Source organism: Arthrobacter sp. K41, from assembly GCF_059089645.1.
The window spans coordinates 784,497-799,056 of record NZ_JBNHEW010000001.1 but is presented as its reverse complement, the minus strand read 5'-3'; the positions used below and the strand labels follow the sequence as shown (position 1 = coordinate 799,056).

Sequence of the window (14,560 nt, the reverse complement as noted above, 5' to 3'; positions counted from 1 at the left end):
GAATGGATGCATGCCGCGTTCCAACCGACCCCGCCGCCCCGTGTCCGGGAAACCAGGTGCCGCTGCAGGCAGGGCGGGCGGAAAGAAGGGAAGCAGCCAGGTCCCGGAACTGGACCTGGAACGTGCCCGGGCCGGCATCGCGCGGCGGGAGAGCGCTCCCGACGGCGAGTGGATGGTCCGCACGATGACGGCCAGGAACGCTGAGAAGACGTATATCTGCCCCGAGTGTTCCACCGCGGTCCTGCCTGGAGTTGCCCACCTTGTGGTCTGGAAGGATGACCACCTTTTTGGTGCTGCTGCGGGGTTGGCGGAACGCCGCCACTGGCACACCAACTGCTGGATGACCCGCAGCTACCGCTACCGGTAAGGTCCGGGGCGCTGCTGTCGCTAAGCTGGCAGGCATGACTTTTGATCCGGCGTCGTATGAATTCAGCCAGTCCACCGGTCCCACACCCATCCGTGCTTCAACAGTCCTGCCGGCCAGGCGCGAAAACGTGGAGCTTGAGACGGCGGACGGCCACACCCTGGTGGGTGAACTGGCGCTGCCGGAGTCCGGACCGGTCAAGGCCACGCTCATCACCCTTCACCCGCTGCCCACCCACGGCGGGTTCATGGACTCACACGTCTACCGCAAGGCCTCCTACCGGCTGCCCGCGTTGGCCGGCATCGCGGTGCTGCGGTTCAACACCCGCGGCACTGAGTCCCCGCGGGGCACCAGCACCGGTGCCTTCGAGGAAGGTATCGGCGAGCGGCATGACGTGGAGGCCGCCGTCCGCTTCGCCGTCGAACGGGGCCTGCCCAACCGGTGGCTTGTGGGCTGGTCCTTTGGCACCGAACTGGCCCTGATGTACGGGGCTGCAGAGCCGGTTGCTTCACAGATTGAGGGTGCTGTGCTGCTGTCCCCGCCGCTGCACCGGGCGCAGGACGCGCACCTGCTGGAGTGGGCACAGTCCGGAAAACCGCTCAAGGTGCTGGTGCCTGAGCATGATGATTATCTGCAGCCTGATGCCGCCGCCGGCCGCTTCAGCCTGGTGCCCCAGGCGCGCGTTGTGGGGGTCAAGGGCGCCAAACACCTGTGGGTGGGGGAGAAGTACGCAGCCCGCGTGCTGAACGAAATAGTAGAAGAAGTTACTGCCTCCGGCAGTGGCGGCACCGGCCTGCCGCAGGAATGGGACGGCCCGGCTGCCAGCGCCCCGGCCTAGGTGCAGGGATTCCGTTGCTGACGCTGCGGTGCCGGGGCGTCAGTGCTTATCCTGGCGCACGATGTAGATTTCGCGGATCAGCAACAGGACGGCTGCCGCCGTCGGAATGGCTATCAGGGCGCCGAGCACACCCAGCAGGCTGCCGCCGGCAATGACAGAGATAACGGCCACCGCACCCGGCACCGCCACTGCCTTCTGCATGATGCGCGGGGAGATGAAGTAGGCCTCGAACTGCAGGTAGGCAAAGTAGCAGATGCCGTAGGCGGCGGCGCTTTGCCAGCCTTCTGTCAGCGCGATGAGGACTACCAGAACGCCCGCAATCAGCCCGCCCACCAGCGGGATAAACGCCAGCAGGGCAACCACGAACGCCAGCAGGAGCGCGAAGGGGATCCCCACGATGGACATCACGATGAAGGCAAATGTCGCATTGAGCAGGGCCACGCACGCCTGCCCGATAACGTAATTGCCCACCGAACGGGTGATCTCCTCTGACAATGCCTCCACCCGCGCGCGGCGGGAGCGGGGTGCCAGCCGGTAACCCCACTTCTTCATGGCCGGCAGGGCCGCCAGGAAATACAGGCTCAGGACCAGCACAATCAACGTGCCGAACAGACCGTTGGCCACCGTTGACCCGAACGTCACTACCCCGCCGAAAATCCCGCCCACCGCAGCGGGGTCGTTGACGAACTTGTCCAGCTCCTCCGTTATCCGTTCCCGGACACCGAACTGGTCATCGAGGCTGCGGAAAAAATCGGAATCGATAAAGTCCCGCACCCACACGGGTGCCTGCTGGACAATCTCCGTCACCTGCTCCACGATCGTGGGGATCAGGGTGGCGAAAAATCCGACGACGGCACTCACCAGCACCGTGACGGACACCAGGATTCCAGCCGGGCGGGGGATCTTCCGGCTCTCCAGCCAGCTGACCACCGGCTCCAGGCCGAGGGCGATAAACAGCGCCGCCACGATCCACAGCAGCAGCTGAGTGGTGTTTGAGCCGATCCAGTAGACAAGCAGTGCCAGCCCCACGCCTACGGTGCCCATAAAACCCATATAGAGGGGATGCTGCGGCGACATCCGCGGGCCTGGAGCACCGAACTGGGGCTCCACCTGGCCGGGCTCGCCATCGGCCTGGTCCTGGTGGAAGTACTCGGGCGGCATTTCAAAACGGAGCCTTGGCTGCGCCCCGGGCAGCGGCTGGCGAAGGCGGTGTACCACCACACCGAGGGCCGCGGCGGCAGCGCCCCTTCGGCGCACCGGCGCCGGGACCTCCGGAGCGCCTGCCGAAGGCTCGGCACCCGCCGGATTCTCGTGTGCCGGGGAGGACTCGTCCGTCTTGTCAGTCACTGGGAATTAGGGCCTGTCCGATGCATGGGCCCTGCTTGCGCGGGCCGGTGTGATGATCATCGCAAACACTATCAGCAGCCTTGTCAACACCTGCGGAGCGCCCGTCCCCAATGAACCAGAAGCAGCGTTTCAGGCACCGGCGCCGGGCCCGTGGTAACGAAACCGTTACTATTGAACGTAAACCCCGCTGATGATAGGTGTTCCCTTGCGTTTAAAGACTGCAGCCGCACTCGTGCTGCTCGGCCTCCTGACACTGCTGGCCGGCATCGGCCAGAAAACCATCTGGGCCCCGTCCGAGACTTTCACGGCTACCGCGCCCGCTGATGCCGGCGCGGCTCCGCTGACGGTGATCGACCAGAACCTGCGCACCCTGCATGGCGGCACCGTCAGGATCAACATCGAGGGTGATGGCAACTTCCTGCTGGCGTCAGCGCGTCCCGATGACGTGGACGCCTGGGTAGGCCAGACTGCGCACAACACCGTCACAGGGGTATCCGAGGACGGTAAGTCACTCCAGGTTGAACACGCCGACGGCGAAGCCACCGCGCCTAACCCCGCAGGATCAGACCTCTGGGTTTCCACCGAGAACGCAAGCGGGGAACTGGAGTACTCCTGGACCCCGCCGGCGGACGGCGACTGGACCCTCCTGCTGGCTTCGGACGGGACCCAGCCTGCTCCGGCCTCAATCTCCATGACGTTCCCGAACGATACCTCCACCCCTTGGGCCATTCCCCTGATGGTGCTGGGCTCGCTCCTGATCCTGGGCGGAATCGTCCTCGCCCTGCTCTCGGTCCGCAAGCGCAACGGCGACCGTGACGGAGAGGGCAGCGGGTTTGCCCAGCGCGCCCGCGCCAGGACAGAAGCGCGCTCGTCCTCGCGGGTAAGCATGGCTGCTGCCGGCGTGGTTGCCGCGGCTGTAGTTGCCGGAACCGGTGTGGCAGCGAACGCCACCTCGCCTTCGCCTGAGCCTTCTCCTGAGTCGTCAGCGTCCTCCCCGGCGCAGGAGCAGTCCGGCTCGCCGGTGCTGCTTGATGCCCAGTTCCGCCGCATCCTGGAGCAGGTCTCCAGCGCAGCGGACGCCGGCGACGCAGCAAAGGATGCAGCGAAACTTGCAGACCGCGTTGGCGGGACTGAGCTTGAAGTCCGGACGCAGAACTACAAGATCCGCTCACAGGTGGGATCCTACGAGGCACGGATGCCTGTTCGCTCCACCAAGCTTCTTACCACGGTGGTCACAAGCAACCGTGACTGGCCCCGGTCGGTGCTCGCCGTAACCCAGGGCGAGGGCAACGTGGTCCCGCAGCTGCTGACGCTCGTCCAGTCATCTGCCCGCGAAAACTACAAGCTGGTGGAAACAAATCCGCTGCAGCCCGGCACCACCTTCCCCACCATCAACCGTGATGGCACGGAAACGCTGGCCGCCGGTGACAAGACCGGGCTCCTGTACAGCGGAGAAGAAGCTATGTCCGGCCTTGCCGACCGCCTCACCTCCGCTGAGTCCGCCTTCAAGGACAAGCTGGTGGAGGGGGAGTCCTCGCCGTACATTGCAGACACGCTGTCCTACCAGGCAGAGGTGGTTAAGGCAGGCGAAAACGGCAACTTCACCTTCACGCACAAGGTGGTTCCGGAAAACACCGTTGTGTTCCGCACGGCGGACGGTGGCGCCCTGGTCCTGGGCCGGATCAACTTCGGCTTCGAAGGAACGCCCAAGGCTGCCGGTGACAAACTGACCATCGGTGACGACGCCGCAGCACTCGCCGGCGGCAAGGAAACCACCACGGGCATGGTCCTGAACTTCGCCGAGTCCATGGCTGTTTACGTTCCCCCCGCAGGCTCCACAGACCCCATGCGCCTTGTGGCTGCCACCCGCGGCCTGGTCGGGGCCAGCTTCAAGTAGGCGCCTTACGCCCATTACCCCCGGCAGCGGCCGGAGTGGCTAGAGTGGAAAGCATGAGTTCGCCAGCTTCCCGCCCAGTCCCTCCTGCCGCTGCCAGCCTGCTTAACCTGCGCGGCGCCGTCGACCTTTCCTCGCTGAAGCAGCGCCCGGCCGCACCGGCCCCGGCCACGCCGCCAGCTGGACCGGAAGCGCCCGGGGGAGCTCATCCCGGCGCCGCTCCCGGCACTCCCGAACTGGTGGTCAACGTGACCGAGGGCAACTTCCAGCAACTGGTGGAGTTGTCCACGCAGGTACCGGTGGTCTTCGCCCTCTGGGCCTCCTACTCACCCGAATCGGCAACCATGCTGGACGTCCTGGAACGCGTGGTGGAAAGCTATGGCGGCAGGCTGGTCCTGGGAGCCGCCGACATCGAAGCGTTTCCGCAGCTGGCCCAGGCGTTCCAGGTGCAGGCTGTGCCTACCGCCGTCGCGGTGCTCAAGGGCCAGCCGGTTCCGCTTTTCCAGGGCGGCGCCGACGAACAGCAGATCCGCGGCCTTTTTGACGAGCTGCTGAAGGTGGCAGCGGCCAACGGGGTGGCCGGCAGCCTGGGCGGTGGGGCCGGGCAGGAAGCCGGGCCTGCCCCGCTGCCGCCGCTTCACCAGAAAGCCTTTGACGCCATTGAAGCCGGTGATTACGCGGCGGCGGCGGAAGCGTACCGCCAGGCCCTGAACGAGATGCCGGCGGATCACGAAGCGAAGGCGGGGCTGGCCCAGGTGGAACTGATGGAGCGCCTGCAGCCGCTCTCGGCCCAGGACAGTGAAGCGCTCCGTGGCCGGGCAGCCAATGAGCCCGACAACCTGGAGGCACAGCTCGCCGTCGCCGACCTGGACGTGGCGGGCGGGCACGTGGAGGACGCGCTGAACCGCCTGGTCAGCTTCATCGGCAGAAACTTTGGACCGGAGCGCGAGACTGCCCGCCTCCGCCTGCTTGAGCTGTTCGATGTGGTGGGCGCGGCAGATGAGCGTGTGGCCAAGGCGCGCCAGGCGCTCGCGAGGGTGCTGTTCTGATGTCCGCTTTGTTTGAGCCGCTGAAGCTCCGCTCCCTTGAGCTCCAGCACCGCGGCTGGGTGTCGCCCATGTGCCAGTACAGCTGCGATGCCGACGCCGCGCCCGGCGTCCCGCACGACTGGCACCTGATGCACCTCGGTTCCTTCGCCGCAGGCGGCGCGGCACTCACCCTCACCGAGGCTGCCGCAGTGAACCATGAAGGCATGATCAGTCCACGCGATGCAGGCCTCTACAACGACGCGCAGGCCGAGGCCTGGCAGCGGATTACGTCCTTTGTGCATCGGTACGGGGCGGCAGAAGCGAAGATTGGTGTCCAACTGGCCCATGCCGGCCGGAAGGCCTCCACGTATTGGCCATTCTCCGGCAAACACGGCAGCGTCCCGGCATCTGACGGCGGGTGGACCACAGTAGGGCCTTCGTCCTCGGCCTTCGACGGGTATGCCGAACCCGCCGTGATGAGCGGGGAACAAATCGCCGGCGTGATCCGCGACTTCGCCGACGCTGCTGTCCGGGCCGTGGATGCAGGCTTCGATACGGTGGAAATCCACGCGGCCCACGGTTACCTTCTGCACCAGTTCCAAAGCCCGCTTATCAACACGCGGACTGACGCCTGGGGTGGTGATGAGGCGGGCCGGAACCGCCTGGTGCTTGCGGTGATTGACGCGGTGCGTGCTGTAATTCCTGACTCGATGCCCCTGCTCCTTAGGATCTCCGCCAGTGACTGGGCCGACGGCGGAGTGGATCTCGCCGCGTCCGTGCGGCTTGCCCAGGAGGCGGCGCAACACGGCGTGGACCTTCTTGACGTTTCCAGCGGCGGTGCCGTTGCCCATCAGCAGATCAAAGCTGGCCCCGGATACCAGACGGGATTCTCCGCCGCCATCCGCAGGGACGCTGGAGTGCCCACCGGAACCGTAGGGCTTCTGACCTCCGCCGGCCAGGCCGAACATGCTGTTGCGACCGGACAGGCCGACGGCGTCTTCATTGCCAGGGCAGCGCTTCGGGATCCGCACTGGTGGCTCCGCGCAGCATTCGAGCTGGGCCATGACATCAAGTGGGCGCCGCAGTATGACCGCGCCGTCCCGCGGCGCACCTTCTGAATACGGCTATCGTCATGACGAAAGGGCAGGACGGCAAGGGGCAGGACCCTGGCGACGGCATCAACCGGCAGCTGGAAAACACCATCCTGGAACTGCTTGCCGCCAGGGCTGCAACCTCCACCATCTGCCCTTCGGACGCAGCCCGGGCTGTTGGCGATGAGAATTGGCGCGACCTCATGGAGCCTGCCCGCAGGGCCGCCCGGCGGCTGGTTGATGCCGGCGAGGTGGTGATCACCCAGGGCGGTTCGGTGGTTGATCCCGCCACGGCCAAAGGACCCATCCGGATCCGCAAGGCTCGATAGCAACAGGCCGCCCGGCCGGGGGTCCTGCGCTTTTTCCGCTGTTCCTGCAGGGGGACCCGGCTTCCCCGCCGCGGGGACTAGTCTGGCATCATGACTGACCAGCAACGTGACCCGGCTCCGCCGGCCGGTCCCGCAGCCGCACTGTCCATCCGGGGGCTGGTTAAGCGGTTCGGGCAAAAGATCGCGGTGGACGGCATCAGCCTGGACGTCCCTGCAGGGTCCTTTTTCGGAATCGTCGGCCCCAACGGCGCGGGCAAGACCACCACCCTGTCAATGGCCACGGGGCTGCTGCGCCCGGACTTCGGCACCGCCGTGGTTCATGGCGTGGACGTCTGGGCCCGGCCGCTGGAGGCCAAGCGGATGATGGGGATCCTGCCGGACGGGGTGCGGCTCTTTGACCGCCTGACCGGCGAACAGCTCATCACCTATGCCGGGCTGCTGCGCGGCATGGACAAGGAGGTGGTGGCCAGCCGCGTGGGCGAATTGCTCGCTGCCCTGGACCTGGCGCAGGACGCCGGCACACTGGTGGTTGACTACTCGGCGGGAATGACCAAAAAAATCGCCCTGGCGTCTGCGTTGATCCACGCGCCCAGGCTGTTGGTGCTTGACGAGCCGTTCGAAGCCGTTGACCCGGTGTCCGCAGCCAACATCCGATCAATCCTGGACAGCTACGTGGCCTCCGGCGGCACGGTGATCGTCTCAAGCCATGTGATGGACCTGGTACAGCGCATGTGCGACCACGTCGCAGTGGTAGCCGGCGGCAGGCTGTTGGCTGCGGGGACTGTGGACGAGGTGCGCGGGGGAGTGCCCCTGGAAGACCGGTTCGTGCAGCTGGTGGGCGGGCGCAGCCACACGGAGGGGCTGGAATGGTTGCGCACCTTCTAAGGCTCAAACTCACGCTGCTGCGCAACGGACTTCGCCGCAGCCCCTGGCAGCTGGTCGGCATGGCCTTCGCCGGGCTCTATGCCCTGGGCATCGTGGCCACGCTGGTGGTGGTGCTGGTCCTGCTGCGCCGGGCCGAACACGAGCTGGTGTACACCGCCGTGGTTCTCGGCGGCTCGGCGGCGGTCCTGGGCTGGGGCATTATTCCGGTGGTGGCGTCGGCTACCGATCTGACGCTGGACCCGGCCCGCTTCACCACGTTCGCCGTTCCGATGAAACAGATGCTGGCGGGGCTGGCGCTGGGCGGTCTGATCGGCATTCCGGGCCTGGCAACAGCTTTGGTGGCACTGTCCACGGTGGTGACCTGGTCCCGGGGCGTGCTGCCCGCGCTCGCAGCCCTGGTGGGGGCAGCGCTCGGCGTGCTGACCTGCATCGTGCTGTCCAAAGTGGTGACCACGGGAACGGCGGGCCTCGCGTCGTCGCGCCGTTTCAAGGACGTCAGCGCGGTCGCATTTATGGTGCCGCTGGTCCTCCTGGGTCCGATCCTGGCGGGAGCAGGACGCGGCATCACTGCCTCAAGCGAATTCCTTCCGGACGTCGCCCGGGTGTTGTCGTGGACTCCGCTGGGCGCCCCATGGGCCCTTGCCGGCGACGTCGCGGCCGGCGCGCCAGGCGCAGCGGCCTTGAAGCTGGTCATTTCCATCGCGGTGCTCGCCGGCTTGGGGTGGTGCTGGAAGCTGCTGCTGGAGCGGGCACTTGTCACCCCGCCCTACTCCGGCGGCGGCAAGCGGACGGGCGGCAAACTGGGGCTGCTCGGCGTCCTGCCCGCTGTTCCTGCCGGCGCGGTCATGGCCAGGGCGCTCACTTACTGGATCCGGGACCCCCGCTACTCCGGCTCCCTCATCGTGATCCCGCTCCTTCCGGTGGTGCTCGTGTTCCAGGGCAGCCAAACCGGCGATTTCGGCACTTTGGCGCTCCTGGCCCCGATGACAGCCTTCATCCTCGCCTGGTCCATCTCCGCTGATGTCTCCTACGACAACACCGCTTTTGCCCTGCACCTGGCCTGCGGGGTCCGCGGCGTGGACGACAGGCTGGGACGGGCCCTGGCGTGCCTGGCCTTCGCACTGCCGGTGGTCCTGCTGTTCGCCGCCGGTTACCCTGCCTTCACCGGCGATTGGGGCCTGTTGCCTGGCCAGCTGGGACTGAGTCTGGGGATCCTTTTTACGGGACTGGGATTGTCCTCCGTGGTCTCGGCCCGGTACACGGTGGCGGTTCCGCTGCCCGGCGACAGCCCCTTCAAGAAGCCCCCTGGAAACGTGGGCCAGACCCTCGCCGTGCAGTTCGCCGGGCTGGGCGTCCTGATGGTCCTGGTGCTGCCCGAGGCCGCCCTCCTGGCCGCACAACTGCTCACTGGCAACAGCTTGTTCGGCTGGCTGAACCTTGCCGTCGGGCCCATGCTGGGCGCGGGCCTGTTGGTGGTGGGGGTCCGGCTCGGCGGAAGATGGCTGGACGCCCGTGGCCCCGAGCTGCTGGCCCAAGTAACAGTGAACCGCTGAGGAGTGCATGATGGAGCAGTTAACAGGCAACGAAGCTGACACGGCCCCGAAGGGAACAGCATGGAAGTAGTCATCCTCAACGGCAGCAAACAGATTGCAAAGCTCGCCGCGGACGCCATCGGGGAGCTGCTGCGGCGCAAGCCGGACGCAGTCCTGGGGCTTGCCACCGGATCGTCGCCGCTGCCGGTCTACGATGAGCTCGCCGCCCGCCACGAGCGTGACGGCCTGGACTTCAGCGGAGCTTCCGGCTTTGCGCTGGACGAGTACGTGGGCCTGCCGGCCGGCCACCGCGAGTCCTACCGCGAGGTCATCCGGCGGGAATTTACGGACCGCGTCAACATCGCCCCGGAGAATGTCCACGGCCCGGACGGGACTGCCGCGGACATTCCCGGGGCCTGCCGTGCCTACGAGGAGTCAATCGCCGCTGCCGGCGGCATCGACCTGCAACTCCTCGGGGTCGGCACCGACGGCCACATCGGCTTCAACGAGCCAGGTTCCTCCTTCGCATCCCGGACCCGGATCAAGAGCCTGATTGAACAGACACGCCGGGACAACGCCCGGTTTTTCGGCAGCCTGGCCGAGGTCCCGCACCACGTCCTGACACAGGGCCTGGGAACGATCATGGATGCCCGCCATGTGATCCTCCTGGCAACCGGAGCGCAAAAGGCGCAGGCGGTCCGCGATTTTGTCGAGGGGCCGGTGTCCGCCATCTGCCCTGCGTCAGTACTGCAGTTCCATCCCCACGCCACCGTCCTGCTGGACGAGGCAGCGGCCTCAGCGCTGAAACTGGCCGACTTTTACCGGCACACCTACGACAACAAGCCCGCCTGGCAGGGCATCTGAATGGCTGGCAACAACCGCGGGCAGGCAGGAAAAAAGTACGACGACGGCAGGCGGCGGGGTGCCGTTTCCCCCGGCCGGGGAGGCGCCGCCGTCGAACTTCCCCTTGAGGGAAAGGCTAAGATGGGTGGCATGACTAGCATGACGGACCCTCTCGAAAACGACCCGATGCGCGAGCTTTCCGGGACTGGAACGTCCACGGCCACCATTGAGCGCGAGGAACTGCGCCAGGAAGTGGAACCCGGAGACCGTGAGCGCTTTTCGCACTACGTGCGCAAGGAAAAGATCATGGAGTCCGCGCTGACCGGCGAACCCGTCATCGCCCTGTGCGGTAAAGTCTGGACGCCCGGCCGCGACCCGCAGAAGTTCCCGGTGTGCCCGATGTGCAAAGAGGTCTATGACGGCCTCCGCCCGGGCAACGACGGCGGCAAGGGTCCCGGAGGGGACTCAGGCAACAACAAGTAGTGACGGAGACGCTTTTTGGCGGCCCCACCCTGCCTCCGGCTTATCCGGAACGCGCAGCCTGGGGAACCGCCCCGAAACTCCGTGCCTGGCAGCAGGAAGCCCTGGACCTCTACCTGAGGACAAGCCCCCGGGACTTCCTGGCCGTGGCAACGCCCGGCGCCGGTAAAACCACCTTCGCGCTGCGGGTCGCGTCAACCCTTATTGACTCCGGCGCGGTCAACCGGGTCACCATCGTCGCGCCCACGGACCACCTCAAGCGCCAGTGGGCAGATGCCGCGGCGAAGGTGGGAATAGCCATCGACCCCAACTTCAAGAACTCTGACGGCCAGCACGGCCGGGGATTTATAGGCGTCGCTGTTACGTACGCGCAGGTTGCCAGCAAGCCCATGCTGCACCGGGCCAAAACAGAGGCCGCACGAACTTTGGTGATCCTGGACGAAATCCACCACGGCGGCGAGGCGCTGTCCTGGGGCGACGGCCTCCGCGAGGCGTTCGATCCCGCGGTGCGCCGGCTTTCCCTGACCGGTACGCCGTTCCGCTCGGACACCTCACCCATCCCCTTTGTGGAGTACGCCGAGGACCGGGACGGGATCCGCCGGTCCAGGGCGGATTACACCTATGGCTATGGCAACGCCCTGCGGGATCACGTGGTCCGGCCGGTGATGTTCATGGCCTACTCCGGGCAGATGCGCTGGCGGACCAGCGCGGGAGAGGAGATGGCGGCATCCCTGGGCGAGGCTGCGGTCACCAAGGACATCACCTCGCACGCATGGCGCACGGCGCTGAACCCGGCAGGCGAATGGATCCCTGCCGTGCTTGCCGGGGCGGACAAGCGTCTCAGCGAGGTGCGCCGCACCGTCCCCGACGCCGGCGGGCTGGTCATCGCCACTGACCACGAGGATGCCCGGGCATATGCCGGACAGCTGAAGCGCATCACCGGGGAGTCACCCACGGTCATCCTTTCCGACGACGCCAAGGCCTCCAGCAAGATCGAGGAATTCACGGCCAGCGAGAAGCGCTGGATGGTTGCCGTGCGGATGGTGTCCGAAGGCGTTGACGTGCCCCGCTTGTCCGTGGGGGTATATGCGACGTCAACGTCCACCCCGCTCTTCTTCGCCCAGGCGGTGGGCCGCTTTGTGCGTGCCCGCAAGCGGGGTGAGACGGCGTCAGTCTTCCTGCCGTCCGTGCCGCAGCTGATGGCCCTGGCCAACTCCATGGAAGCCGAGCGCGACCACGCCCTTGACCGCCCCGAGAAAGAGGACGGGGACGGCCTCTTCAACCCCGAGGACTCGCTGATGGCGGAAGCCAACCGCGAGGACAAGGCCTCAGACAGCCTCGCGAAGGGCAAGTTCGAGGCCCTGGACTCGCAGGCGTCCTTTGACCGTGTCCTGTTCGACGGCGGCGAATTCGGCACCGGCGGTGAGGTGGGGTCTGATGACGAGATGGACTTTTTGGGGATTCCCGGGCTGCTGGACGCCGAACAGGTGGGCACGCTGCTTCGCCAGCGCCAGCATGAGCAGCTCAACCGCAAGAGCCGGCGTGCTCCCGCGGCGGCAGAAACTGCGGCTCCGGCCGTTCCGGACCACCGGATGCTGATGGACCTGCGGAATGAACTGGCCAAGAATGTCGCTGCCTGGTCAGCCCGTACCGGGACGCCCCACGGCGTGGTCCACACCAAGCTGCGGACTGTTTGCGGCGGTCCACCGGTTGCACAGGCCAATGAGGAACAGCTGCAGTCCCGTCTGCGGAAGCTTCAGGACTGGTTTATCGGCCGCAAATAGGCGGGCCGGCAGAAGTGCTTCGGAAGTGAAAGTGGCCCGGTGCTGAGCACCGGGCCACTCGAGTCACTGCGTACCTGCGTGGCGGAGAAGGGCTCAGGCGACGTCCACGCCACCCAGCTCCATTTCGGTGATCGCTTCCTCAAGGTCCTTCGCGATTCCCGCCGTTAGGGAACGGATGACCGTCACCGAATAGCCCGCCTGGACTGCGTCAAGAGACGTCGCCTTGACGCAGTAGTCGGTGGCGATGCCCACCACCACCACGTCCTCGACGTCGTTGCTCTGCAGCCAGTCGTCCAGGCCGATGGCATCCTCGGCTGCGGCATACCGGTCAGCGTCGCCGGCGCCGGGAAGTGCCCCCGGTTGCCGTTCCCCGGTGGGAACGGCGTCTTCCGGCGCCTGCAATCCCTCAAAGCCGGAGTACGCCGCAGCGAACTGGCCCTTTTGGAAATAGGCATCGATGTACTCGGTGTCCAGGTCGGGGTGCAGCTCCGCACCGCGGGTTCCGGCCACACAGTGCGGCGGCCAGCTGTCGATGAAGTCCGGGGTTTCTGAGAAGTGGCCGCCGGGATTGATGTGCCAGTCCTGCGTGGCCACGATGTGGTCAAACTCAGTGTGGTGGGCATCGACGTATTCGCTGATGGCGCCTGCCACCGCTGCGCCGCCGGCTACGGCAAGCGACCCCCCTTCGCAGAAATCGTTCTGGACATCAACGATGATCAGGGCGCGGGACATCAGTCCTCCTCAGTTGTCTTCATAAATAGTGGGGATGGCTGCTTCACCGCGCTGAAGGCGGTTGACCACGGCCGGAAGTTCAGCCATGGATTCGGCGTGCCGCCGGCGCGCCCGGAGCACACCTTCGGAGCCGGTCCAGCCCGGCATCAGTTCGCCGTTTTTCATGAACTGCTGCAGCAGCGGGCGGTCATTCCCGTCATCCTCCGGCCGGACGCCCACACCCACAACCTCCGCCGTGGCTATGCCCCGTTCGTTCAGTTTCCGCAGCGCATACTTGCGCCCGCCCACACTCGCCTTGTTCTTGGCCGCCTTGGCAACGGAGACGAAGTTGCCGTCATCGTCCGTGCGGCTCACCAGCTTGTACACCATGCTGGCGGTCGGGGCGCCGGACCCGGTGACCAGGGAGGTGCCCACGCCGTAGGAGTCCACGGGGGCTGACTGGAGCGCGGCGATGGCGAACTCGTCCAGGTCGGAAGTGACCACAATCTTGGTGTTTTCGTTTCCCAGGCTGTCCAGGAGCTGGCGGACCCATTGGGCCTGCGCCACCAGGTCTCCTGAATCCAGCCGGACCGCCCCGAGCCGCGGACCTGCAAGGTCCACCGCCGTGCGCACGGCCGCTTCGACGTCGTAGGTGTCCACGAGCAGGGACGTCGCATCACCGAGGGACGCAAGCTGGGCTTCAAAGGCATCACGCTCGGTGTCATGCAGAAGGGTGAAGGAGTGAGCGGCAGTGCCCACGGTCTTGATCCCGTAGCGGATGCCCGCCTCCAGGTTGGACGTGCTGTCAAAGCCGGCAATGATGGCAGCCCTTGCGGAGGCGGTGGCGGCTTCCTCGTGGGTGCGCCGTGAGCCCATCTCGATACAGGGACGGCCGCCGGCGGCGCTGACCATCCGGGATGCGGCGGAGGCGATGGCGCTGTCGTGGTTGAGCACGGACAGCAGGTACGTTTCCAGCATGCACGCTTCGGCGAAGGTGGCTTCGACGATCAGGATGGGGGAGTTCGGGAAGTACGCTTCCCCTTCCGGATAGCCCCAGATATCACCGGAGAAACGGTAGGACGCCAGGTACTCGAGCGTCTCCTCGTTGACCACCTTGGTCCGGGCCAGGAAGTCCAGTTCGGCCTCGCCAAAGCGGAAATTTGCGATGCCCTCAAGGAGACGTCCGGTACCTGCCACAATGCCGTAACGCCGGCCGTCCGGTAGCCGCCGGGCAAAGGCCTCGAACACGGACTTGCGGTGCGCGGCGCCGGAATGAAGCGATGCCTGCAGCATGGTCAGCTCGTAGTGGTCAGTGTAAAAGGACGTGCGGGGATGGTCCCAGCCGGCAGAGGTGCTCACGAAAGTCACTCTAGTCCCCGCCGGCTCCCACGTCTTGCTTCGCTTCGCCGCGGGTCCCTCGCCTGCGTGGGCCCA

General features: G+C 66.3%; 14 protein-coding genes. 11 read left to right on the top strand and 3 right to left on the bottom strand.

All coding sequences use genetic code 11. The annotated features are described in order from the left end of the window. Positions 1-10: 10 nt before the first annotated feature. Both AC5RTE_RS03785 and AC5RTE_RS03780 read left to right on the top strand, forming a co-directional pair. Positions 11-367, top strand: coding sequence for an Rv1322 family protein (locus AC5RTE_RS03785; RefSeq protein WP_494040038.1), 357 nt, complete (start codon positions 11-13; stop codon positions 365-367). A 34-nt stretch (positions 368-401) separates the two neighbouring features. Beyond that, a complete protein-coding gene (locus AC5RTE_RS03780; protein ID WP_494040037.1) occupies positions 402-1,202 on the top strand; it encodes an alpha/beta hydrolase in 801 nt (266 codons plus the stop codon). 39 nt (positions 1,203-1,241) lie between these two features. On the opposite strand, the gene AC5RTE_RS03775 is transcribed toward AC5RTE_RS03780, so the two are convergent. Further along, positions 1,242-2,549: an AI-2E family transporter gene (locus AC5RTE_RS03775; protein WP_494040036.1), complete on the bottom strand. Its 1,308-nt coding sequence runs from the start codon at positions 2,547-2,549 to the stop codon at positions 1,242-1,244. Positions 2,550-2,739: 190 nt separating this feature from the next. On the opposite strand from AC5RTE_RS03775, the gene AC5RTE_RS03770 reads away from it, so the two are divergent. The 9 genes from AC5RTE_RS03770 (at position 2,740) to AC5RTE_RS03730 (ending at position 12,415) form a co-directional block, all read left to right on the top strand. After that, on the top strand, positions 2,740-4,446 hold the full coding sequence (locus tag AC5RTE_RS03770; protein WP_494040035.1) for a DUF8094 domain-containing protein: 1,707 nt from the start codon (positions 2,740-2,742) through the stop codon (positions 4,444-4,446). A gap of 53 nt (positions 4,447-4,499) precedes the next feature. Continuing rightward, the gene (locus tag AC5RTE_RS03765) at positions 4,500-5,492 is read left to right on the top strand and encodes a co-chaperone YbbN (RefSeq protein ID WP_494040034.1); all 993 of its coding nucleotides are present in this window, start codon (positions 4,500-4,502) and stop codon (positions 5,490-5,492) included. Beyond that, positions 5,492-6,589, top strand: a complete 1,098-nt coding sequence (locus tag AC5RTE_RS03760) for an NADH:flavin oxidoreductase/NADH oxidase (protein ID WP_494040033.1) — start codon at positions 5,492-5,494, stop codon at positions 6,587-6,589. Before AC5RTE_RS03765 ends, AC5RTE_RS03760 begins: the two co-directional genes overlap by 1 nt. Before the next feature lie 14 nt (positions 6,590-6,603). Then, positions 6,604-6,891 (top strand): DUF3253 domain-containing protein, encoded by a 288-nt coding sequence (locus tag AC5RTE_RS03755; RefSeq protein ID WP_494040032.1) that lies wholly within the window; start codon positions 6,604-6,606, stop codon positions 6,889-6,891. A 90-nt stretch (positions 6,892-6,981) separates the two neighbouring features. After that, positions 6,982-7,776, top strand: a complete 795-nt coding sequence (locus AC5RTE_RS03750) for an ABC transporter ATP-binding protein (RefSeq protein WP_494040031.1) — start codon at positions 6,982-6,984, stop codon at positions 7,774-7,776. After that, positions 7,758-9,329, top strand: coding sequence for a transporter (locus AC5RTE_RS03745; RefSeq protein ID WP_494040030.1), 1,572 nt, complete (start codon positions 7,758-7,760; stop codon positions 9,327-9,329). The genes AC5RTE_RS03750 and AC5RTE_RS03745 overlap by 19 nt, the downstream gene beginning before the upstream one ends. 60 nt (positions 9,330-9,389) lie before the next feature. Next, positions 9,390-10,172, top strand: coding sequence for a glucosamine-6-phosphate deaminase (nagB, locus tag AC5RTE_RS03740; protein ID WP_494040029.1), 783 nt, complete (start codon positions 9,390-9,392; stop codon positions 10,170-10,172). 120 nt (positions 10,173-10,292) lie between these two features. After that, the gene (locus AC5RTE_RS03735; protein WP_494040153.1) at positions 10,293-10,634 is read left to right on the top strand and encodes a DUF3039 domain-containing protein; all 342 of its coding nucleotides are present in this window, start codon (positions 10,293-10,295) and stop codon (positions 10,632-10,634) included. Continuing rightward, on the top strand, positions 10,634-12,415 hold the full coding sequence (locus AC5RTE_RS03730) for a DEAD/DEAH box helicase (protein ID WP_494040028.1): 1,782 nt from the start codon (positions 10,634-10,636) through the stop codon (positions 12,413-12,415). Before AC5RTE_RS03735 ends, AC5RTE_RS03730 begins: the two co-directional genes overlap by 1 nt. A 93-nt stretch (positions 12,416-12,508) precedes the next feature. On the opposite strand, the gene AC5RTE_RS03725 is transcribed toward AC5RTE_RS03730, so the two are convergent. Together AC5RTE_RS03725 and AC5RTE_RS03720 are read right to left on the bottom strand one after the other, a co-directional pair. Next, the gene (locus tag AC5RTE_RS03725) at positions 12,509-13,147 is read right to left on the bottom strand and encodes an isochorismatase family protein (RefSeq protein ID WP_494040027.1); all 639 of its coding nucleotides are present in this window, start codon (positions 13,145-13,147) and stop codon (positions 12,509-12,511) included. A 9-nt stretch (positions 13,148-13,156) separates the two neighbouring features. Further along, a complete protein-coding gene (locus tag AC5RTE_RS03720) occupies positions 13,157-14,485 on the bottom strand; it encodes a nicotinate phosphoribosyltransferase (RefSeq protein WP_494040026.1) in 1,329 nt (442 codons plus the stop codon). Positions 14,486-14,560 lie beyond the last annotated feature (75 nt).